At 66.8% G+C, this 20525-nt stretch carries 18 protein-coding genes; 13 read left to right on the plus strand and 5 right to left on the minus strand.

Annotation, left to right across the window (positions count from 1 at the left end; genetic code table 11):
* Positions 1–212: 212 nt before the first annotated feature.
* The gene (locus C7389_RS22265; protein ID WP_133594867.1) at positions 213–797 is read right to left on the minus strand and encodes a DVUA0089 family protein; all 585 of its coding nucleotides are present in this window, start codon (positions 795–797) and stop codon (positions 213–215) included.
* Between the two features lie 172 nt (positions 798–969).
* Positions 970–3180, minus strand: a complete 2211-nt coding sequence (locus C7389_RS22270) for a RelA/SpoT family protein (RefSeq protein WP_133594868.1) — start codon at positions 3178–3180, stop codon at positions 970–972.
* 139 nt (positions 3181–3319) lie between these two features.
* On the opposite strand from C7389_RS22270, the gene C7389_RS22275 reads away from it, so the two are divergent.
* The 4 genes from C7389_RS22275 to C7389_RS22290 all read left to right on the plus strand — a co-directional run bounded on the left by C7389_RS22275 (position 3320) and on the right by C7389_RS22290 (position 8713).
* Entirely contained in the window at positions 3320–6331 is a 3012-nt protein-coding gene (locus C7389_RS22275) for a transglycosylase domain-containing protein (RefSeq protein ID WP_246034933.1), read from the plus strand.
* Positions 6332–6404: 73 nt separating this feature from the next.
* Positions 6405–7313, plus strand: coding sequence for a DMT family transporter (locus tag C7389_RS22280; protein ID WP_133594870.1), 909 nt, complete (start codon positions 6405–6407; stop codon positions 7311–7313).
* Positions 7314–7315: 2 nt separating this feature from the next.
* Positions 7316–8095: a M90 family metallopeptidase gene (locus tag C7389_RS22285; RefSeq protein WP_133594871.1), complete on the plus strand. Its 780-nt coding sequence runs from the start codon at positions 7316–7318 to the stop codon at positions 8093–8095.
* A 177-nt stretch (positions 8096–8272) separates the two neighbouring features.
* Positions 8273–8713 (plus strand): host attachment protein, encoded by a 441-nt coding sequence (locus C7389_RS22290; protein ID WP_133594872.1) that lies wholly within the window; start codon positions 8273–8275, stop codon positions 8711–8713.
* Between the two features lie 78 nt (positions 8714–8791).
* Here C7389_RS22290 and thpR read toward each other — a convergent pair whose 3' ends face one another.
* The 3 genes from thpR to ispD are packed head-to-tail and all read right to left on the minus strand — an operon-like array spanning position 8792 to position 10557.
* Positions 8792–9337: an RNA 2',3'-cyclic phosphodiesterase gene (thpR, locus tag C7389_RS22295; protein ID WP_133594873.1), complete on the minus strand. Its 546-nt coding sequence runs from the start codon at positions 9335–9337 to the stop codon at positions 8792–8794.
* A gap of 24 nt (positions 9338–9361) precedes the next feature.
* Positions 9362–9850, minus strand: a complete 489-nt coding sequence (ispF, locus tag C7389_RS22300) for a 2-C-methyl-D-erythritol 2,4-cyclodiphosphate synthase (RefSeq protein WP_133594874.1) — start codon at positions 9848–9850, stop codon at positions 9362–9364.
* A complete protein-coding gene (ispD, locus tag C7389_RS22305) occupies positions 9847–10557 on the minus strand; it encodes a 2-C-methyl-D-erythritol 4-phosphate cytidylyltransferase (protein WP_211168563.1) in 711 nt (236 codons plus the stop codon). The genes ispF and ispD overlap by 4 nt, the downstream gene beginning before the upstream one ends.
* Before the next feature lie 202 nt (positions 10558–10759).
* On the opposite strand from ispD, the gene amrB reads away from it, so the two are divergent.
* From amrB to corA, 9 genes are all read left to right on the plus strand, one after another.
* Complete coding sequence (amrB, locus tag C7389_RS22310; protein ID WP_133594875.1) at positions 10760–11584, plus strand: AmmeMemoRadiSam system protein B; 825 nt, start codon at positions 10760–10762, stop codon at positions 11582–11584.
* Positions 11565–12128 carry an AmmeMemoRadiSam system protein A gene (gene amrA, locus C7389_RS22315; protein WP_133594876.1) on the plus strand — a complete coding sequence of 188 codons (564 nt, stop codon included), beginning with the start codon at positions 11565–11567 and terminating at the stop codon, positions 12126–12128. Before amrB ends, amrA begins: the two co-directional genes overlap by 20 nt.
* Positions 12125–12856 (plus strand): Crp/Fnr family transcriptional regulator, encoded by a 732-nt coding sequence (locus C7389_RS22320; RefSeq protein ID WP_133594877.1) that lies wholly within the window; start codon positions 12125–12127, stop codon positions 12854–12856. The genes amrA and C7389_RS22320 overlap by 4 nt, the downstream gene beginning before the upstream one ends.
* A 61-nt stretch (positions 12857–12917) precedes the next feature.
* Positions 12918–13253, plus strand: a complete 336-nt coding sequence (gene cowN / locus C7389_RS22325) for a N(2)-fixation sustaining protein CowN (protein WP_133594878.1) — start codon at positions 12918–12920, stop codon at positions 13251–13253.
* 90 nt (positions 13254–13343) lie between these two features.
* On the plus strand, positions 13344–14435 hold the full coding sequence (gene amrS, locus C7389_RS22330) for an AmmeMemoRadiSam system radical SAM enzyme (protein ID WP_133594879.1): 1092 nt from the start codon (positions 13344–13346) through the stop codon (positions 14433–14435).
* 89 nt (positions 14436–14524) lie between these two features.
* The gene (locus C7389_RS22335; RefSeq protein ID WP_133594880.1) at positions 14525–15253 is read left to right on the plus strand and encodes a dienelactone hydrolase family protein; all 729 of its coding nucleotides are present in this window, start codon (positions 14525–14527) and stop codon (positions 15251–15253) included.
* A gap of 100 nt (positions 15254–15353) precedes the next feature.
* Complete coding sequence (locus tag C7389_RS22340; protein ID WP_133594881.1) at positions 15354–15908, plus strand: putative metalloprotease CJM1_0395 family protein; 555 nt, start codon at positions 15354–15356, stop codon at positions 15906–15908.
* Between the two features lie 170 nt (positions 15909–16078).
* Entirely contained in the window at positions 16079–19525 is a 3447-nt protein-coding gene (gene mfd, locus C7389_RS22345; RefSeq protein WP_133594882.1) for a transcription-repair coupling factor, read from the plus strand.
* 31 nt (positions 19526–19556) lie between these two features.
* Positions 19557–20525 (plus strand): magnesium/cobalt transporter CorA, encoded by a 969-nt coding sequence (gene corA, locus C7389_RS22350; RefSeq protein WP_133594883.1) that lies wholly within the window; start codon positions 19557–19559, stop codon positions 20523–20525.

The following is a 20525-nucleotide window of genomic DNA, read 5'->3' on the forward strand; positions in this document are numbered from 1 at the left end:
TTGCTCCTGAGATGAATCGACGACGTGGCCTTCCCAGAAGACCACGCCCAACATAGCATCGCGCATGACGGGGAAGAGGAAGGGGATCGGTTTGTTTGGCGACTGCCAATCTACCAACCTCCGAACCGTCAACCACTACTTCCCCCAGATTGCGCGAAGAACCAAAAAAGGGCGCACCGAAGTGCGCCCTTTTTAATGACTGCCAGCCCGTATCACTTGGCCTTGCGGCGGAAGGCCACGCCGGAGAGGCCGGCAGCGGCCAGCAGCGCCAGCAGAGAAGGTTCGGGCACATGGGTGGGATTACCCGGTGCGGAAGCCTCATCCACACCGTCCAGCCAGACGCTCCAGAAGGTGCCCTTGCCGGTGCCGTTGGCAGGCTGATCCCAGTCACCGATGGCGACCGGCGTTTGGGAGTCGAAGGTGAAACCGTCGCTCAGGGAATAGCCCAGCGCCCAGTTGTTGTAGGTTGCGATGGTAAAGATGTAGCTGCCCGCTTCCAGGAAGGGGAGAGCAAAACCAGAGTCGAACCGGGTCTGGCCAGGAGCGATGCCAGCAGCATCATCGTTCTCGGCTACCCGGGTGCCGTCGGCCTTCCACAATGCGGTGATCGGGTCGAAGTTCACACCGTCCAGGAAGGAGTCGGTCCATACCCGCACGTTGGTGGCGTCATTGTTCAGCGTGAACGACACCTGGATCACATCATTGTGATTGGTGATATTCCCGGTGAAGTTGAACAGGGCGGCTTGGCTAGGCGCGGCCACCGTCAGAAGGGCGGCGGCCAGGATGGCGGTCTTCATTGTTAGCGGGTCCAGGATGGTCAAAAAAGCAGCTGGCATAAAGCAAGGTGCGGACCAGATTGCCCAACTTGGTGTTATGTATGACCTTTTATAAAAACCGCCAGATGGAAAAACACCAACATGTAAAAAATGCCGACAGCCTTATGCCAATCAAAAGAAATAGGTGCCCAATCTATTTCCTCTGTGCGTCAATCACCCCTGAAACCTCGCGAATTAACGAGATTACCTTCTGGATCTGAGTGCCACTGCCTACCTCCATGGTGAAGCGCATGAAGGCAGTGCCCTTCTTCGTAAGCGTATTCACCGCGATGACGTTGAGCTTTTCCCTGGACAACACTTCCGATATATCCCGCAGCAATCCTTGGCGATCCGTCGCCTGGACCGCGATATCCACCGGGAAAACGGCCTGCTTGTTGTTGTAGGCCTGGTCGCCCCACTCTGCCTCTATCACCCGCTCCGGATGACGGCGGGCCAGCAGTTGGAAATCATGGCAATCCACTCGGTGGATGGAGACACCGCGACCACGGGTAACGAAACCCTCGATGGCATCCGGGGGCGCCGGCTTGCAGCAGCGCGACAGCGAGGTCATCAGCTTGCCGACGCCGACGATGAGGATCTTGTCGCTGTTGTCGCCAGAACGGCTGCGGCCTACGACGATCTCCGGCTCCGCGGGGGCCTCAGCGGAGGCATCCGCCTCGCGCAGGGCCATCTGCACCGCTCGCGGCCCGATCTCGCCCCGCCCGGCGGCCACGTACAGCGCATCCGCGTTCTTGAAGCCCAGCCGTTCGGCCAGGCCGTCGATGTTGGCCTGCCCGTGGCCGTCGCGCTGCATCTCGCGGTTAACAAAGCTGCGGCCGCGGCTCAGCAGTTCCTCTTCCTCCTGCTGGCTGAAGTACTGCTTGATCTTGGTCCGCGCCCGGCTGGTGGCGACATAGCCCTGGCGCGGGTCCAGCCAGTCACGGGACGGGCCGCCCTCCTTGGCAGTAGTGATCTCCACCGTCTGGCCGCTCTGCAGATGGGTATTCAGCGGCACCAGATGGCCATCCACCTTGGCGCCCCGGCAGCGATGGCCCAGATCGGTATGCAGCCGGTAGGCGAAGTCCACCGGCGTCGCGCCCGTCGGCAGGTCCACTACCCTGCCCTGCGGCGTCAGCACATAAAGGGTGTCGTCCAGCGAGGCGCGCTTGAACTGCTCCACCCATTTCGCCGAGTCGGTGACTTCATCCCGCCAGGAAAGAAGATTGCGCAGCAGCGCGATCTTGTCGTCGTAATCGCCGCCGTGGCTGCTGCCTTCCTTGTAGCGCCAGTGCGCGGCAACGCCGAGTTCGGCATGGCGGTGCATGTCGTAGGTGCGGATCTGCACCTCCAGCGCGCGGCCGTCACCGGCCAGCACCGCGGTATGCAACGACTGATAATTGTTGCCCTTGGGCTTGGTGATGTAGTCGTCGAATTCCTGGCTGATCGGCTGCCACAGCTGATGCACGATGCCCAGCACCGTGTAGCAGTCCTTCACTTCCGCCACCAGCACCCGCAGGGCACGGATGTCATAGACCTGGGAGAAGTCCAGCCGCTTTGCCCGCATCTTGTTGTAGATGCTGTAGATATGCTTGGGACGGCCGTGGATCTCGGCCTTGATGCCGACTCCTTCCAGTTCCTCGCCCAGTCGGGTGATCGCGTTACGGATGAACTCCTCGCGCTCCACCCGCCGCTCGTCCAGCATCTTGGCGATGCGCTTGTAGGTGTCCGGCTCCAGGAAACGGAAGGAGAGATCCTCCAGTTCCCACTTCAACTGCCACACGCCAAGGCGGTTTGCCAGCGGCGCGTAGATGTCCAGGCTCTCCCGGGCGACTTCGAAGCGGGCCTCGCTCGGGTTCTCGGTGAAATAGCGCAAGGTCTGCGTGCGGGACGCCAGCCGCAGCAGCACGACGCGGATGTCCTCCACCATCGCCAGCAGCATCTTGCGCAACACTTCAGTCTGGGCGCGGATCTCCGGCGCGGTGGCGAGTGCGGTGGCGCGGGTGATGACACGCAGGCCGTTCAACCGCAACAGGCCATGCACAAGGCGCGCCACCGGTCCGCCGAAGCGGCTCTCGATGAGCCCGTTGCAATCGACGTCATCATCCAAGTATTCGCCGATCGCGAACAGCAAGGCAGCGATCCGCGTTTCTGCGTCCAGCCGCAGCGAAGCAGCAATCAGCGCCATGCCGAGCGCGTGGGTCCAGACCGATTCGCCCGTACCCAGCACATGCCCCTCGTAAGTTTCGGCGGCCAGATCCAGCGCCTTCTCGATCAGCGCGCGATCGTTGGCGCAGAGACCGGCGGAGAGAAGGTCTACCGGGGGAGCGGCATCGTTGGGAGAGACGGCGTGAGTAACGGAAACCATAGGGCGGGATTATCCCATATCGGGTCTTTCGAGGTGCTAAGATCGCGCCACCGAAGGCCTGTCGGCCTTCGCCCCCCAGCTAGAAATGACGGAAAACAATACAGCCAGGCCTCGCAGCCGCCGGCGCATCTGGATTGCCTTGGCCGTACTGGTCATCATTGCCGGCGGCGTCGGCGGGGCCTTCGTTTCCGAAGAACTCATGACCTCCCGCCTGCAGGCGCGCTACCTCACCGCGCTGGGCCGGGAGCTGAGCTTCCCGATGCAGTCCGGCGCGAGCGAGTTCCTGCCCGCTCCCGACGGCCCCTATGACAGCCGCCTCGGCTACAACCAGATGCCTGCATTCGTCGACCGTCTGGTCGAGCGCGGTCATTTGGTGACCCGGCAGGCGCGCCCCTCGCCCCGCATGGTGGAACTCGCCGATCTCGGCCTGTTCCCCGCCTACCACGAAAAGAACCGTGCGGGACTGCGCCTGCTCGATTGCCAGGGCGAGGTGCTGCAGGCCGGGCTTTACCCGGAACGGGGCTATGAGCGCTTCGAAGATATCCCGCCCTTGCTGGTCAATTCCCTGCTCTTCATCGAGAACCGGGAGTTGCTGGACCCCACGCAGCCGCGCCGGAATCCGGCCATCGAATGGGGGCGTTTCGCCAAGGCGGCGGCGGACCAGGTGATCAGCGTTGTCGCGGAGGACCGCAGCACGCCGGGCGGCAGCACGCTCGCCACCCAGATCGAGAAGTATCGCCATTCGCCCGACGGCCGCACCGGCAGCCGCCGGGAGAAGCTGCGGCAGATGGGCAGCGCCTCGGTACGCGCCTACCTGGACGGTGAGGACACGCTGAAGACCCGGCAACGCATCGTGCTCGACTATCTCAATACCGTTCCCTTGTCCGCCAAGGCCGGCTTCGGCGAAGTCAACGGCATGGGAGACGGCCTGTGGGCTTGGTACGGACGGGATTTCGACGAGGTGAACCGCATCCTCGGCCGCCCCTCTGCGGAAACCGGCCGGGTGGAGAACGGGGAGGACCTGCCGACGCGTGCGCTGGCCTTCAAGCAGGCGTTGTCGCTGACCATCGCTCAGCGGCGTCCCTCCTACTACCTGGCGGGCGGCGCCCAGGGGCTCAATGAACTGACCGACGCTCACTTGCGCTTGCTCGCCGACGAAGGCGTCATCCAGCCCTCGCTGCGGGACGCAGCACTGGCAGTGCAACTGAAACTGCGTGAAGAACCGGTGGCCGCGCCGCCGGTCGCCTTCGTCACGCGCAAGGCGGTCACCTCGCTGCGCACCCACCTCTCCGGCCTGCTGGGCGTGCCGCGGTTGTATGACCTGGACCGCCTGGATCTTTCCGCATCCAGCACGCTGCACGGCGAGGTCCAGCGCAACGTCACCGCGGTGCTGCGCGAACTGGGCGACCCGGACCGTGCCCGCGCGGCCGGCCTGTACGGCTTCCGCATGTTCTCCGAGGGGCAGGATCCCTCCAAGGTGATGTTCAGCTTCACCTTGTACGAGAGCGCCGGCGGCGCAAACCGCCTGCGGCTGCAGACGGACAACTACGACCAGCCCTTCGACATCAACGAAGGCGCCAGGCTGGACCTGGGTTCGACCGCCAAGCTGCGCACCCTGGTGAGCTACCTGGAACTCGTGGCGGCGCTGCACACCGAGTACGCCGGCCGCGACGCGGCCGAGTTGCGCCGCCTTCCCCGGCAGGGCTCCGACTTCCTCACCCATTGGGCGCTGGACTATCTTGCCACCGCGGGCGACCGGAGCCTGAAGCCGATGCTGGAAGCGGCCATGGACCGCCGCTACTCAGCCAGTCCGCAGGAGCAGTTCTTCACCGGCGGCGGGCTGCACACCTTCGGCAACTTCAACCGCGAAGACGACAAGAAGGTCATGACGGTGCGCGAGGCCTTCCGCAACTCGGTAAACCTCGTCTTCATCCGCATGATGCGCGACATCGTTCGCTACCACGTCGCCCGCAACCCCGCCGCCTCCGGCATTTTCACCGACCCGGACGACCCGCGTCGCCGGGATTACCTCAACCGCTTCGCCGACCGCGAAGGCAAGGTCTTCCTCTCCACCTTCTACCGCAAGCACCAGGGGCACAGCCCGGACGAGAGCGTGAGCCTGATGGTGGAGGGACTGCAGCCGACGCCGCGGCGGCTGGCGGTGATCCTGCGTGCCACCTGGCCGGAAGCCAGCCTGGCCGAGTTCGGGAGCGCCCTCGGCAAGCATCTGCGCGAAAGCGACAAGCTGAGCGAGGGTGAAATCCTCGACCTCTACGACCGCTTCGGCCCGGGCCGCTATTCCCTGCCCGACCAAGGCTACCTGGCCGGCATCCATCCGCTTGAGCTCTGGCTTGCCGGTTTCCTGCGCACTCACCCCGGCGCCACGCTGTCGCAGGTGCTGGAGGCCAGCGGCGACGAGCGCCTGGCGGTCTACACCTGGCTGTTCCGCACCCGTCACAAGAATGCGCAGGATGTGCGCATCCGCAGCCTGCTGGAGGTCGAAGCCTTCATCGAGATCGGGCACAGCTGGCGCCGGCTCGGCTACCCCTTCGAGTCGCTGACGCCCTCCTACGCCTCCTCCATCGGCAGTTCGGCGGACCGCCCGGCCGCGCTGGCGGAACTGGTGGGCATCATCGTGAACAAGGGCAAGCGCCTGCCCGTGGTCCGCCTGGACAGCCTGCACTTCGCCGCTGGCACGCCTTACGAAACCGAGCTGGTTCGCGGTCCCGGTGCCCCTGAACAGGTGCTGCCGGAAGCGTTGACCGAGGTGGTGCGCGGCGCGATGGTGGATGTCGCCGAAAACGGCACCGCCCGCAGGCTCAAGGGCGTCTTCCACCGCGCAGACGGCAGTCCGCTGGTGGTCGGCGGCAAGACCGGCACTGGCGACCACCGCTACGACGTCTACGGCAAGGGAGGCCAGCTCGTTTCCTCCCGGGTGGTAACCCGCTCCGCCACGCTGGTCTTCCTCGTCGGCGACCGCTTCTTCGGCACCCTGACTGCCTACGTCGGCGAGCCCTACGCGGAGCAATACGCCTTCACCAGCTCGCTCGCGGTGCAACTTGCCCGCTCCCTGGCCCCCCTGCTGGAGCCGCTGATGGCGGAGGATGCGCAGGGCCAGCCGGCCAGTTGCCGGATCGCCAGCGACGCCTGACCTAGCGGCAGCGACCTGTGGGCACCGCCGGCCTTGTGCCATCATCCGGCCTCGACAATAAAAACGGCTCGCAATGAAACCCTTCCGGAGCGGTGCCACGCTTGGCCATCCCTATCTCCTGCTCACCCTCACCGCCCTGTTCTGGGCAGGCAACATGGTGATGGGCCGCGCGGTTCGCGCGGACGTGCCACCTATCGCGCTAGCCTTCTGGCGCTGGGTCATCGCGCTGACGCTGGTGCTGCCCTTCGCCCTGCCCCCTCTGCGTACCCAGTGGCCGCTGCTGCGCAAGGCCTGGCGGCCGGTGCTCATCCTCGGCGCGGTCGGCATCGGCGGCTACAACACCTTCGCCTACGTCGCCCTGCAATACACCACCGCCACCAGCGCCACCCTGCTCAACTCCTTCATCCCGGTCGCCACCATCGCACTGGCCTTCCTGCTGCTCGGCAAGCGGTTATCGGCCATGGAGGGTTGGGGCGTGCTGGTCTCCCTGTTCGGCGTACTCATGCTGGTAAGCCACGGCAGCCTGCAAACCTTGCTGGGGCTGAGCCTGAATACCGGCGACCTGTGGATGCTCACCGCGGTGCTCACCTGGGGGCTGTACACCGTCGGGCTGCAGTGGCGACCGCAGGGCGTGGATCCGATGCTGATGCTGGCCGCCTTCACCGTGGTCGGCCTGATCGTGCTGGCGCCGGTCTATGCTTGGGAGTTGTCCGGCGGCCGCAGCATCAATCCGAGTCTGCCGGCCATCGGCGGCATCCTCTACATCGGCATCTTTCCCGGCTTTCTCGGCTACGTGTTCTACAACGCCGGCGTCGCCGCCGTCGGCCCCAACCGCAGTTCGCTCTTCATCCACCTGATGCCGGTGTTCGCCACCATCCTGGCAGCGCTGTTCCTGGATGAGCGGCCCTACTGGTACCACTTCGCCGGCATCGCGCTGGTGTTCGTCGGCATCATTCTCACCACCCGCAAGCCGGCGGGCTGACGATGTTGCAGCGTCTGAAACAGTGGCTGGGCCTGCGCGAAGCGCCGCCGCGGATCGAGGAGGAAACCTGGCGGGAGGTGGAAGCCAACCTCCCCTTCCTCGACTTTCTTGAGGAGGCGGACAGGTTGCGCCTGCGCGCCATGGCCACCGAATTCCTAACGATCAAGCAGTTTCACGGCGCCCACGGCCTGCAGCTCACCGACCGGATGCTGCTGGCGATCGCGCTGCAAGCCTGCCTTCCCGTGCTCAATCTCGGCCTGCAGGCCTACAGCGGCTGGGTGGGCATCGTCGTCTACCCGGGTGATTTCGTCATTCCGCGCAAGGAAATGGACGAAGACGGCGTGGTGCACGAGTACGACGACGAGGTGCTGGGCGAGGCCTGGGAGGGCGGCCCGGTGCTGCTTTCCTGGTTCGAGGACGACGCGCCGGAAGGCGTGAACGTCGTCATCCATGAATTCGCCCACAAGCTGGACATGGAGAACGGCGGCGTAGACGGTCTGCCGCGGCTGCGGCCCGGCATGTCGGCCCAGGCCTGGGCGGAGGCCTTCGAGCCGGCCTACGAGCAATTCTGCGCCCAGGTGGACGCCGGCGAAGAAACCCTGCTGGACCCCTATGGCGCCGAACATCCCGGCGAGTTCTTCGCCGTGGCCTCGGAAACCTTCTTCGAGGCCCCTGCGCTGCTGCGGGAAGCCTTTCCCGAGGTTTACCTGCAACTGGCCCGGTATTACCGGCTGGACCCGGCCGCCGGTGAGGCCAGACGGCTCGGACTGCAGCAAAGGTAATAAAAATTCATTTGTCGCAAACCCCCTGTTCACGGGGTTTTCGGCGGCCCGATCCATTCCTGGGAATAGTTTTTCACATTGCGGGATCGAAGCCGTTTGGCACTCCCCCATTCGCCTGCCTAAGCTGGAATTACCGCTTTTGCGGCGGTGATTTGTTCTTGCAACGGAGGGTGTCACATGGCCATTACCTGGATTCTGGTTGCCAACGCCAGCCTGGCGAAGCTGTATGCGAACCTCGGCCCGAACAAGGGCCTGAAGCTGGTAAAGGAACTAATCCATCCGGCGAGCCGCCGGAAAAACGCCGACCTCGTAACCGACCGCCCCGGCAGCATGGCAGCAGGTGGTGTCTCCGGGGGCGCCAAGCAGCCGCAAACCTTGCCGAAGCAACACGAGGCCAAGGTATTCGCGCAGGAGATCGCACAGACACTCTACCTGGGGCGGGCGCAGAACGCGTTCCGCCGCGCCATCATCGTCGCCCCGCCGGCGTTCATGGGGATGCTCAATACCGTGATGGACGGGCCCACGGCCCAGCTCGTCTCGGACCGTTTCGAAAAGGACTACACCAAGACGCCTGAACCGGAACTGGCCATGCGCCTTTCCACCGCGATCTACCTCTGATTTCGACTGCCTCCCTCAGGGAGGCGCGAGGGCCGCTCCGGACGGCCCGACCACCGCGGGGCGCTTGGCGCCCCGCATTCATTCCGGCGCCCTCAAACCTACCAGTGGCCATTCTCCCAGCGTACGGTAGCTGGCCCCCTCCGGCAGCCGTTGCGACTCGACCAGCCGGAAGGCGTCCACCGTCCACTCCAGCCCGTCCCCGCAGCACGCATTCCCCGGCGCGCTCCGGGCATTGCGCAGTATCGTCACATGCGGGTTGTAGCTGCCCTCCTCCAGCTGGAATCCAGCGCTGCGCAGTTCGGCACACAGACTCGCCTGCAGCAGATGCAAGTGCGCTGGCACCTCCCCGGGCGCCAGCCAGACGATGCGATGCCCATGCCAGCTACCCTGACGCGTCAAGCCGAAACGGAAAGGCGCGGCGGCCAGCCGGGATGCCACCGCCTGAAGTTCGGGGAGGCGGTGGCGTTCGACATCGCCGAGAAAGGCCAAGGTCATGTGCAGGGTGTCCGGCCGCATCACCCTGCCCTTGCAGCTTTGCTGCAGCCGGAGCGCCTGACGGTGGATCGCCGCGGCCAGCACGGGCGAGGGCCAGCAGGCGAAGAACACCCGGGCGGGCTCGCTCATCGCAGTCTGCCGCTTGCCCGCCTCTCACCCAGCGCGGGCGAGCAGGCAGACGACCTGCGCTGCAATGCCCTCGCCGCGGCCGGTGAAGCCCAGCTTCTCGGTGGTCTTGCCCTTGATGTTGACTGCTGCCGCTTCCATCTCCAGATCGGCCGCGATGTTGGCCACCATGGCCGGCGCATGGGGCAGGATGCGCGGCGCGCGGCAGATCACCGTCGCGTCCACATTGACCACCTGCCAGCCTGCCGCGCGCACCCGCGACCACGCCTCGCGCAGCAGTACGCGGCTGTCGGCGCCGGCATGAGCGGGATCGGTATCCGGGAACAGGCGGCCGATGTCGCCCAGGCCGGCGGCGCCCAGCACCGCATCGGTCACCGCGTGCAGCAGCACGTCAGCGTCGGAATGGCCCAGTAATCCCTGGGGGAAGGGAATGCTGACGCCGCCGATGATCAGCGGCCGGCCGGGTACCAGGGCATGCACGTCGAAACCCTGGCCGATGCGGAAAGGCACGCTCATTCCATGTTCTCCTCGCGGTTCTGCAGTATCCACTCGGCCAGGTGCAGGTCCAGCGGCCAGGTCACCTTCAGGTTGGTCGCATCGCTTTCCACCAGCCGCGGATGCAGGCCGGCGGCTTCCAGCGCGCTGGCCTCGTCGGTGACTTCACGTGCGCTCTCCAGCGCCCGGCGCAGCATCACGTAGCGGAACATCTGCGGCGTCTGCGCCTGCCACAGGCTGTCGCGCGGCACAGTGGCGGCAACGTGGCGCTGGCTGTCGGCGCGCTTCAAGGTGTCGGCCACCGGCACCGCCAGCAGACCGCCGACCTCTTCGCCGGCGAGTTCGCGTATCAGCTTGTCGATGTGCCAGGGTGCAAGGCAGGGGCGCGCGGCGTCGTGCACCAGCACCCAGTCGGACTGCTCCGCCTCGTTGGCGATGGCGCGCAGGCCGGCCAGCACGCTGTCCGCCCGGCTGGGACCGCCGCAGAACATGGGCACCAGCTTGGGGCCGAGTTCGCTCCAGTCGTGCCTGGCCCACTCAGCGTCACCCACCGACAGCACGACGAAGACCTTGTCTATGTCCGGCGCCTGGCACAGCACCGACAGGGTGTGAAACAAGAGCGGCCGCCCGAGCAGCGGCAGATACTGCTTCGGCAGGGCCGAACCCATGCGCGAACCGCTACCGGCAGCGGGCACCAGGGCGAAATGGCGGGGATGGAAATTTTGCATGGCGCGGATTCTAACCGCGCCCTTCCCCGCCGCAATCTCCTTCTCCATATGCGTCGGCGCAACACCGTGCCTTGCCGACATCCGCTCGATCCAGCCGCCGGCTGGTGGGCCTGCCGCGCGCCGCGCCTATAATCGAAGATCAAGTCCGCAATGCGGGCGCGGTTTTTGCTCCATGTCACCTGTCCATAGTTCCATTCACGCCATGGCCATCGCTTCCGTCCGTCCGGCTGCCGTCGCCGGCCAGTTCTACCCCGCCGATGATCGGGTGCTGCGTGCCCAGATCGGCGAAATGCTCTCGTCCGCGGTCGCGCTCGACGAGGCGCCCATGCCCAAGGCATTGGTGGTGCCCCATGCCGGCTACATCTACTCCGGGCCAGTGGCCGCCACGGCCTACGCCAGCCTGGGGGCGCTGCGGCAGCAGATCCGCCGCGTCGTGCTGCTCGGCCCGGCGCATCGCATGCCGGTGAACGGCTTCGCGCTACCGGCGGCGCAGGCCTTTGCCACACCGCTGGGCGAGATCCCGATTGCCCGGGAGGACTGGCTGGTGCTGCAGGAGAGGCCAGACGTGGTCGTCGACGACCGCCCGCATGCGCTGGAGCACTCCCTGGAAGTGCAGTTGCCTTTCCTACAGCTTTGTCTGGACAGCTTCGAACTGGTGCCGCTGCTTGTCGGGCGTGCGACCCCCGAAGCCACCGGCGAGTTGCTGGAAGCACTATGGGGCGGCGCGGAGACGCTGATTGTCATCAGCTCCGATCTCTCCCACTATCACCCTTACCACCAGGCCTCCACCTGCGACCGCGCGACGGTGCAGCAGATCCTGCTGATGCATGGCGGCATCGACCATGAACAGGCTTGCGGCGCCACGGCGGTCAATGGCCTGATTCCGGTTGCCCGCCGCCACGGGCTGGTGCCCCGGCTGCTCGACCTGCGCAACTCCGGCGACACCGCCGGCGACCGCAGCCGGGTCGTCGGCTACGCCAGCATCGCCTTCTGCGATCCCCTCCCCGATGCCGCCCTCAGACACTGAACTCGGCGGGCTGCTGCTGGCCCGCGCCCGCCAGGCCATCGCCCATCATCTCGGCCTGGGCGAGCCACCGCCGCCCGAGCCCGCGCTGGCCGAACGCGGCGCCACCTTCGTCACCCTGACCAAGGACGGCGAACTGCGCGGCTGCATCGGCAGCCTGCGGCCGCAGCGCAGCCTGGCAGAGGATGTCGCGGCCAACGCGGTCGGAGCCTGCCGCGACCCACGCTTCCCGCCGTTGTCGGCCGACGAGTTTCCGTCGATCAGGATCGAAGTCTCGCTGCTGTCGGCGCCCGACTTCCTGGCCTTCGCCGACGAGGCGGACCTGCTGTCACAACTGCGTCCGGATGAAGACGGCCTGATCCTGTTCGCCGGCTGCCGCAGCGCCACCTTCCTGCCGCAAGTCTGGTCCCAGCTGCCGGAGCCGGCGCGCTTCCTGGCGGCGCTCAAGCACAAGCTTGGATTGGCGGCGGACCATCCGGCCGAGCGCTTGATGGCGGCGCGTTACTCAGTGCGCAAGTGGGCGGAAACCGGAGCGGACGGGGTATGAAAACCGGCCCGACCGACCTGCCTCCGCCCCACGCAGCCCCCCAGGCGCATGAACATGGAAAGGGGCATGGGCAGGGTGGACACGGCGGCCATCCCGGCGCCGCCGGCGGCCTGTTCCAGCTGCCCGAGCTCAAGCTGCGGCGCTACGCCAAAGGCGAATACATCACCTATCCCGGCAGCGGCGACGACGCTGTATTCCAGCTGCAGAGCGGCCGCCTGCGGGTCTTCCTGTCCGGCGACGACAAGGAGTTGACCCTGGCCTTCCTCGAACCGGGCGAAGTCTTCTCCAGCCACACCCGTGCCTGGGTGGAGGCGGTGAGCGATTGCAGCCTGCTGATCGCCGACACCAAGCGCTTCCAGGCCCAGCTGCTCTCCGATCCCAAGCTCACCCCGGCCATCATCCGGGTGTTCGCCCGGCTGCTCAGCAATTCGATCAACATCATCGAAAACCTCGCCTTCCGCGACGTCAGCGCCCGGCTGGCAAACTTCGTGCTGGGCCTGGCGCGCGCCGCGGACGCCGATCTGCCGATGGGACTGCGGGTGCCGCTGCAGCTGCGTACCGAGGACATCGCGCGCCTGCTCGGCACCTCGCGGCAGACGGTGTCCTCGCTGATCAGCCAGCTGGTGCGCGACGGCGTGCTCGCCCGCGAGGGCCGCCGCGCCCTGCTGCTGCTGGATCCCGCGGAACTGGCACGGCGCGCGAAAGGCAGCGAATTGTCGTCTGGCTGACAGACAGCGGTACGGGGTGGCCCCCAGAATCGCGTCCATCGCCAACTCCGAGGACTGCCCCATGAACGCACCGCTTCCCCCCAAGAGCCAGCAGCTGAGCAACCCCTTCGCCGAGGCCCTGGACAAGCCGGACCGCTACATCTCCTTCTGCGGCATCGACTGCGACGGCAACGCCAAACTGCTGATGACCTACATCCGCCGCCACATCGACGCGCCGGGCCAGAGCAACGCCTTCTGGGACAAGTTCCGCGACAAGCTGGAAGGCCGCAGCAGCGAGCGCTGCGACGAACTCTTCCTGGTCCACAGCTACATCAACATGATCCGCGAGCTGCTGGAAACCTACGACGACGAGGAAGGCCTGCTGCTGCTGGACAAGCTCGAAGAGGAATGCTGCTGAGGACTTTCCGTCAGCGTCTCCGGACGCCGTCCGGCAGATCCCCGGCACCGTGCTAGCCTGAAAGCTAGGACTGTTCAGGCCGGCACAGCGATGGAACCCAGCAGCAATCACCCCGCCCGCTACTGGCACGCCCTGGACGACGGGCGCCTCCAGTGCGATCTGTGCCCGCGCTACTGCCATCTGCACGAAGGCCAGCGCGGCGCCTGCTTCGTGCGCATGAACGATGGCGGCCGTCTGGTCCTCACTACCTGGGGCCGCAGCTCCGGCTTCTGCATCGACCCGATCGAAAAGAAGCCGCTCAACCACTTCTACCCTGGCAGCAGCGTGCTCTCCTTCGGCACCGCCGGCTGCAACCTCGCCTGCAAGTTCTGCCAGAACTGGGACATCAGCAAATCCCGCGACATGGACCGGCTGATGGACCAGGCACGGCCGGACGACATCGCCCTCGCCGCCCAGCGCAATGGTTGCCGCAGCGTCGCCTTCACCTACAACGACCCGGTGATCTTTGCCGAGTACGCGATGGACATCGCCGACGCCTGCCATGAACGCGGCATCGCCACCGTAGCGGTCACGGCCGGCTATATCACGCCAGATGCACGGGGGGATTTCTTCTCCCGCATGGATGCGGCCAACGTGGACCTCAAGGCCTTCAGCCCGGCCTTCTACCGCCAGCTCTGCGGCGCCGATCTGCAGCCTGTGCTGGATACGCTCGTCTGGCTGCGCCACCACAGCGACGTCTGGCTGGAGATCACCACCTTGCTGATCCCCGGGCACAACGACAGCGAGGCGGAACTACAGGCGCTGTCACGCTGGGTCCGCAGCGAACTCGGCGACGAGGTGCCGCTGCACTTCACCGCCTTCCATCCCGACCACAAGATGCGCGACGTGCCGGCGACGCCGCCGGAGACGCTGAGTCGCGCCCGCCGGCTCGCGCAGGACGCAGGCCTCAAGCACGTGTATACCGGCAACGTCCATGACCCCGCCGGCGGCACCACCCGCTGCGGCCAGTGCGGCGAGGTGCTGATCGTGCGGGACTGGTACCGGATCCTCGACTACCACCTGACTGCCGAGGGCGCCTGCTCCCATTGCGGCACTCGTCTCGCCGGCCGCTTCGGCCCCTACGGCAAGCCCTTCGGCCCGCGCCGCATTCCCATCGCGATACACGCCGCAAGGCCCGCCTGAGCCGGCTTGCCCGCATCGGGCGGCTGTGCCATGCTGGCCCAACGCCTGCGGCCGGCCCCGGCCGCGGCCCCAGCCGAGAAGAAGCGCCCGTGAAGCTCCGCCACACGCTGATCAGTCTGCCAACCGAAGGCATCTGGCTAGATGGCCTGCTCTCCCATGCCCCGGATGTACGCGCGCTGGCCATCATCCTGCAACCCAACGCCCACCATCCCGCCCGCGCCCGCGAGTCGCTGATCGCCGCCACCCTCCAGGAGGCCGGCTTTGCCACGCTGACGATGAATCTCCTGAGCCACTACGAGGAGAGCCGCGATCCCGACGCCCACTTCAATGTCCCCCTGCTGGCCAACCGGGTACTGGCCACCGCCGACTGGGTGCTGCATCAGCCACCGCTGATCGGGCTGCCCATCGGCCTTGTTTCCCTCGGCACCGCCAGCGGCGCCGCCATCCGTGCGGCGGCCAAGTCGCCCGAGTGTTTCGGTGCCCTCGCCTGCCTGGGCGGCCGGCCCGACCTCGCCGGCGCCGCGCCGCTGCGCACCCTGGTAAGGCCGGTGAGCTTCATCGTCGGCAGCCGCGATGAAGGCCTGGAGATGCTGCGCCAGGCCTACGACCTGATCACCGCCACCCGCAGCTGGAAGACGCTGAACACTGGCGATTTCAGCCATGCGGACGACACTGACATCCACGCCGGCGCCCGGCTTGCCGCCGAATGGCTGATCGCCCACCTGCCGGAACGTCCGCCCGCGATCATCGAACCGCCCGCGGCTGATGCAGACGCGCCCCTCGCCTCGCCCTCGGCCCCGCCCCATCAACCGGATTGAGCTTCGCTGGGTCCCGCCGCCCAGCCCGACGAACGCGCTACCGAAGCCCGGCATCGGCGACTAAGCTCGAAGCGTTGCCTCCAGTTGCAGCCCTGCGTGCATGAGCATCTCCGGCATTTCCTCTTCCGGCCACGTCCACCCGCCCATCGATTCCCGCTCCAGCGCAGGGAAGGAACAAGGCTTGGCGCGCGAGGAGGCGCTGACCGAGGCGGAACAACGCGAAGTCGCCGAACTGGAGGCGCGGGACCGCGAAGTCCGTGCGCATGAGGCCGCGCACGTAGCCGCCGGCGGCGGCCTCGTCACCAGCGGCGCGACCTACTCCTTCCGCACCGGCCCGGATGGCGAGCGCTACGCCGTGGGCGGCGAAGTCCGCATCGACACTTCCGAGGGCAGCACCCCGGAGGAGACCGCCGACAAGGCGCGCCAGATCGCCGCCGCCGCGCTGGCGCCAGCCGATCCCTCCAGCCAGGACCGGCAAGTGGCCGCCAAGGCCCGCGCGATGGAAGCCGAAGCCCGGGCCGAGATCGTCGCCCTGCGAGCGGAGGAAGCCCAGCGTGGCAGCGAGCAGGAAGACCCCGCCACGCCGGTGCACGATCTCTCCCGCGCCTACGGCAACTCTGCGCCCTCCGGCCGCAGCGTAGACGTCTACGCCTGAGCCGGTTGAGTCCGGCCTCGTGCTCGAGCCACGCTGAAAGCCGCGCCGCGTCTCGCGCTACGACTTGTCCCCCAGCCTTCCGGCGGCGCTGGCGGCGGGGCCTTCCTCTATAATCCGGCCTCATTCCATCCCGTTTCCGCGCCGCGTGCCCACCGCCGCGGCCCGAGTTCATGCCCAGTTTCGACGCCCTGCTTCCCGGTCTCTCCGCGCTGCCCCTGCCCAAGCCGGGCGGCAGGCTGGATCTCCCCCCCCTGGCCGGCTCCAGCGATGCGCTGGCGCTCGCCCAGCTTGCCAGCCGCGGACAGATGCTCACCGTGGTCACCGCCAACCCGCTGGACGCCCAGCGCCTGCAGGACGAACTGGCCTGGCTGGCGCCCGGCCTGCGACTGCACCTGCTGCCGGACTGGGAAACCCTGCCCTACGACAGCTTTTCCCCGCACCAGGACCTGATCTCCGAGCGCCTGTCCACCCTCTACGCCATTAGCCGCGGCGAGGCAGACGTGGTACTGGTGCCGGCCAGCACAGCCCTCTACCGCATGGCGCCAGCCGCCTACCTGGCCGCCTACACCTTCTTCCTCAAGCAGGGTACGAAGCTGGACGTGGAGCAGCTGCGGGCGCAGATGGCGCTGGCCGGCTACGCGCATGTGACGCAGGTGGTGAGCCCGGGCGAGTTCTCGGTGCGCGGCGGGCTGGTGGATCTCTTCCCCATGGGCTCGCCGCTGCCCTACCGCATCGACCTCTTCGATGACGAGATCGAGAGCATCAAGACCTTCGATCCCGACACCCAGCGCACCGTCTACCCGACCAAGGAAATCCGCCTGCTGCCGGCGCGCGAGTTTCCGCTGGACGATGGCGGCCGCACCCGTTTCCGCAGCCGCTTCCGCGAAACCTTCGAGGGCGACCCGTCCAAGGCCTCCATCTACAAGGACGTCTCCAACGGCATCGCGCCGGCGGGCATCGAGTACTACCTGCCGCTGTTCTTCGAAGAGACGGCCACGCTGTTCGATTACCTGCCGGTCGACACCCCGGTGCTGCTGCACCGCGACGTTTCCGCCGCCATCGCCGAGTTCTGGCGCGACACCCGCTCCCGCCACGACCTGCTGAAGGGCGACCGCAGCAAGCCGGTACTGCCGCCGGAGCAGCTCTTCCTTTCGGAAGAAGCCTTTTTCCTTGCGCTGAAGAACCGGCCCCGGCTCACGCTGGCCTCCGGCGCCGCGGGCGAGGCCGCGCGGGCCCTGCCGGAACTGGCGGTGGAGCGCAAGGCCAGCGATCCGCTGCACAAGCTGAAGGCGCTGCTGCAGGGCGAATGGTGCAGCCAGGGCGGCCGCGTGCTGCTGCTGGCCGACTCTCCCGGCCGCCGCGAAACCATCTCCGAATACCTCGCCGAGTATGGCCTCAAGCCCAGCGCCAGTGCCGACTTCCATGCCTTCGTCGATAGCGGCAGCGCCTTCGCCCTCGGCGTCGGCCCGCTGGCTGCGGGCTTCCTGCTGCCGGAGGCAGGCATCGCCGTCGTCACCGAGGCCGAGCTCTATGCCACCACCGCCCGCAGCCGCGCCCGCCGCGAGGCGAAGAAGGCGGCGACGATGGAAGGCTGGCTGCGCGACCTCTCCGAGCTCAAGATCGGCGACCCGGTGGTGCACGTCTCCCATGGCATCGGCCGCTACCTCGGCCTGGTGCACATGAACCTCGGCGAAGGCGACACCGAGTTCCTGCACCTGGAATACAACGCCGGCGACAAGCTCTATGTGCCGGTATCGCAGTTGCATGTGATCACCCGCTACGCCGGCGCCGACCCGGAGGCGGTGGATCTCCACCGCCTGGGCTCCGGCCAGTGGGAGAAGGCGAAGAAGAAGGCGGCGATGCAGGTGCGCGACACTGCCGCCGAATTGTTGGCCCTCTATGCCCAGCGCGCCGCGCGCCCCGGCCACCGCTTCGACTTCAAGCAGCACGATCTGGAAGCCTTCGCCGAGGCTTTCGGTTTCGACACCACGCCCGACCAGCAGGCCGCCATCGACGCGGTGGTGGCCGACATGAAGTCCGGCCGGCCGATGGACCGCCTGGTGTGCGGCGACGTCGGCTTCGGCAAGACCGAGGTGGCGCTGCGGGCCGCCTTCATCGCCGTGGCCGACGGCAAACAAGTGGTGGTGCTGTGTCCGACCACGCTGCTGGCCGAACAGCACTACCAGACCTTCGCCGACCGCTTCGCCGACTGGCCGATCAAAATTGCCGAGCTGTCGCGCTTCAAGTCGGCCAAGGAACAGGCGGAAGCGCTGGTACAACTCGGCGAGGGCAAGGTGGACATCATCATCGGCACCCATCGCCTGCTGCAGAAGGATGTGGTGTTCAAGCGCCTGGGCCTGGTCATCATCGACGAGGAACACCGCTTCGGCGTGCGCCAGAAGGAAACGCTGAAGCAGCTGCGCAGCGAGGTGGACATCCTCACCCTCACCGCCACGCCCATCCCCCGCACGCTGGGGCTGGCGATGGAAGGCCTGCGCGAGTTCTCGGTGATCGCCACCGCGCCGCAGAAGCGCCTCGCCATCAAGACCTTCGTGCAGCGCTGGAGCAAGGGCATCGTGCGCGAGGCGGTGCTGCGCGAGTTCAAGCGCGGCGGCCAGGTGTACTTCCTCCACAACGAGGTGGACACCATAGAGAACATGCGCAACGACCTGGCGGAACTGCTGCCGGAGGCGCGCATCGTCGTCGGCCACGGCCAGCTGCCGGAGCGCGAGCTGGAGCGGGTGATGCGCGACTTCACCCAGCAGCGCGCCAACCTGCTGCTGTGCACCACCATCATCGAAACCGGCATCAACATCCCCACCGCCAACACCATCATCATCAACCGTGCCGACCGCTTCGGCCTCGCCCAGCTGCACCAGCTGCGCGGCCGCGTCGGCCGCTCCCACCACCAGGCCTACGCCTACCTGCTGACCGACGCGAACGCCAAGCCTTCCGCCCAGGCGCAAAAGCGGCTGGAAGCCATCTCGATGATGGAAGAGCTAGGTTCCGGCTTCTACCTGGCGATGCACGATCTGGAGATCCGCGGCGCCGGCGAGGTGTTGGGCGAGAACCAGTCCGGCGAAATCCAGCAGGTCGGTTTCAGCCTCTACACCGAGATGCTCAAGCGCGCGGTGAAGGACCTGCAGGCCGGCAAGGAGCCGGACCTGTCGCAGCCGCTGGAGGTGGTATCCGAGATCAATCTGCACGCCCCCGCCCTGCTGCCCACCGACTACTGCCCGGACGTGGGCGAGCGCCTGACCTTGTACAAGCGCCTGGCCAACTGCGACGCGGAGGACGAACTGCGCAGCCTGCAGGAGGAGCTCATAGACCGCTTCGGCGAACTGCCGCCGCAGACCCAGGCGTTGATCGAGACACACCGCCTGCGCCTGCTGCTCAAGCCGTGGCACGTGCAGAAGCTGGACGCTTCCGAAGCGCAGATCAGCGTGCAGTTCGGCCCGGCGGCGCCCATCGACCCGGCCAAGGTCATCTTCCTCATCCAGAAAGACAAGAACACCCGCATGGCCGGCCCGGACAGGCTGATCCGCAAGGTCGACCTGCCGGTGCTCAAGCAGCGCGCCCAGGCGGTGCGGGAATTGCTGGACGCGGTGAAGGCCTGAGCCGGCCCTGCCGCCGACCGGAGGACGCCCCATGCTGATCAACTGCATTGCCTACCAGCACGGCCGCAAGCTGGCCGACCTCCAAGTCGAGCAGATCAGCGACTACCTGGCCAAGCCGGACTGCTTCGTCTGGGTGGCGCTGAAGGATGCCACCACCGAGGAGCTGGCGACTATGAAGCAGGAGTTCAACCTGCACGAGCTCGCCATCGAGGACGCCGCCCACGGCCACCAGCGGCCCAAGATCGAGGAGTACGGCGACGAGGTGTTCGCGGTGATGCACCTGGTCGAGGAGCATGAGGGCCAGCTTCATGTCGGCGAGGTGGACGTCTTCGTCGGCCCCAACTACATCCTCTCGGTGCGCAGCGGCAGCAAACAGGATTTCCTCGGCGTGCGGGCGCGCTGCGAGCGCGAGCCCAAGATGCTGGCGCGCGGTTCCGGCTACGTGTTCTACGCGCTGATGGACGCGGTGGTGGACCGCTACTTCCCGCTGATCGAGAAGCTGGAGAACGAACTGGAGCTGCTGGAGGAGCGCATCTTCACCAAGGGCGCGGCACGTACCAGCAGCATCCGCCGCCTCTACCGCCTGAAACGCAAGGTGACGGTGCTGAAGCATGCGGTGACGCCGCTGATGGAGGCCGCCGGCAAGCTGCAGAGCGGCCGGGTGCCGCCGGTGTGCAGCAGCAGCCGCAACTACTTCCGCGACGTCTACGACCACCTCACCCGCATCAATGCCTCGCTGGACAGCACGCGTGAAACCATCGCCACCGCCATCCAGGTGAACCTCTCCATGGTCGCCATCGACCAGACCGAGGTGAGCAAGCGGCTGGCGGCCTGGGCGGGGATATTCGCCGTCGCCACCGCCTTCGCCGGCGTCTGGGGCATGAACTTCGTGCACATGCCGGAGCTGCAGTGGGAGTACGGCTACCCGACCGCGCTGGGCCTGATCGCCGCATCCTGCGGCCTGCTGTACTGGCGCTTCAAGAAGGCGCGCTGGCTGTAG

It is taken from the genome of Azoarcus indigens (assembly GCF_004361735.1).
Classification (GTDB): domain Bacteria; phylum Pseudomonadota; class Gammaproteobacteria; order Burkholderiales; family Rhodocyclaceae; genus Azoarcus; species Azoarcus indigens.

What these genes read in the sequence shown, in the direction of transcription:
- ispD (WP_211168563.1), bottom strand. Translation starts at nt 10,557, where the DNA reads ATGCAAAATTTCCATCCCCGCCATTTCGCCCTGGTGCCCGCTGCCGGT.
- amrS (WP_133594879.1), top strand. Translation starts at nt 13,344, where the DNA reads ATGGAACCCAGCAGCAATCACCCCGCCCGCTACTGGCACGCCCTGGAC.
- C7389_RS22285 (WP_133594871.1), top strand. Translation starts at nt 7,316, where the DNA reads ATGTTGCAGCGTCTGAAACAGTGGCTGGGCCTGCGCGAAGCGCCGCCG.
- mfd (WP_133594882.1), top strand. Translation starts at nt 16,079, where the DNA reads ATGCCCAGTTTCGACGCCCTGCTTCCCGGTCTCTCCGCGCTGCCCCTG.
- C7389_RS22265 (WP_133594867.1), bottom strand. Translation starts at nt 797, where the DNA reads ATGAAGACCGCCATCCTGGCCGCCGCCCTTCTGACGGTGGCCGCGCCT.
- C7389_RS22270 (WP_133594868.1), bottom strand. Translation starts at nt 3,180, where the DNA reads ATGGTTTCCGTTACTCACGCCGTCTCTCCCAACGATGCCGCTCCCCCG.
- corA (WP_133594883.1), top strand. Translation starts at nt 19,557, where the DNA reads ATGCTGATCAACTGCATTGCCTACCAGCACGGCCGCAAGCTGGCCGAC.
- amrB (WP_133594875.1), top strand. Translation starts at nt 10,760, where the DNA reads ATGGCCATCGCTTCCGTCCGTCCGGCTGCCGTCGCCGGCCAGTTCTAC.
- ispF (WP_133594874.1), bottom strand. Translation starts at nt 9,850, where the DNA reads ATGAGCGTGCCTTTCCGCATCGGCCAGGGTTTCGACGTGCATGCCCTG.
- C7389_RS22320 (WP_133594877.1), top strand. Translation starts at nt 12,125, where the DNA reads ATGAAAACCGGCCCGACCGACCTGCCTCCGCCCCACGCAGCCCCCCAG.
- thpR (WP_133594873.1), bottom strand. Translation starts at nt 9,337, where the DNA reads ATGAGCGAGCCCGCCCGGGTGTTCTTCGCCTGCTGGCCCTCGCCCGTG.
- C7389_RS22280 (WP_133594870.1), top strand. Translation starts at nt 6,405, where the DNA reads ATGAAACCCTTCCGGAGCGGTGCCACGCTTGGCCATCCCTATCTCCTG.
- C7389_RS22340 (WP_133594881.1), top strand. Translation starts at nt 15,354, where the DNA reads ATGAGCATCTCCGGCATTTCCTCTTCCGGCCACGTCCACCCGCCCATC.
- cowN (WP_133594878.1), top strand. Translation starts at nt 12,918, where the DNA reads ATGAACGCACCGCTTCCCCCCAAGAGCCAGCAGCTGAGCAACCCCTTC.
- C7389_RS22290 (WP_133594872.1), top strand. Translation starts at nt 8,273, where the DNA reads ATGGCCATTACCTGGATTCTGGTTGCCAACGCCAGCCTGGCGAAGCTG.
- amrA (WP_133594876.1), top strand. Translation starts at nt 11,565, where the DNA reads ATGCCGCCCTCAGACACTGAACTCGGCGGGCTGCTGCTGGCCCGCGCC.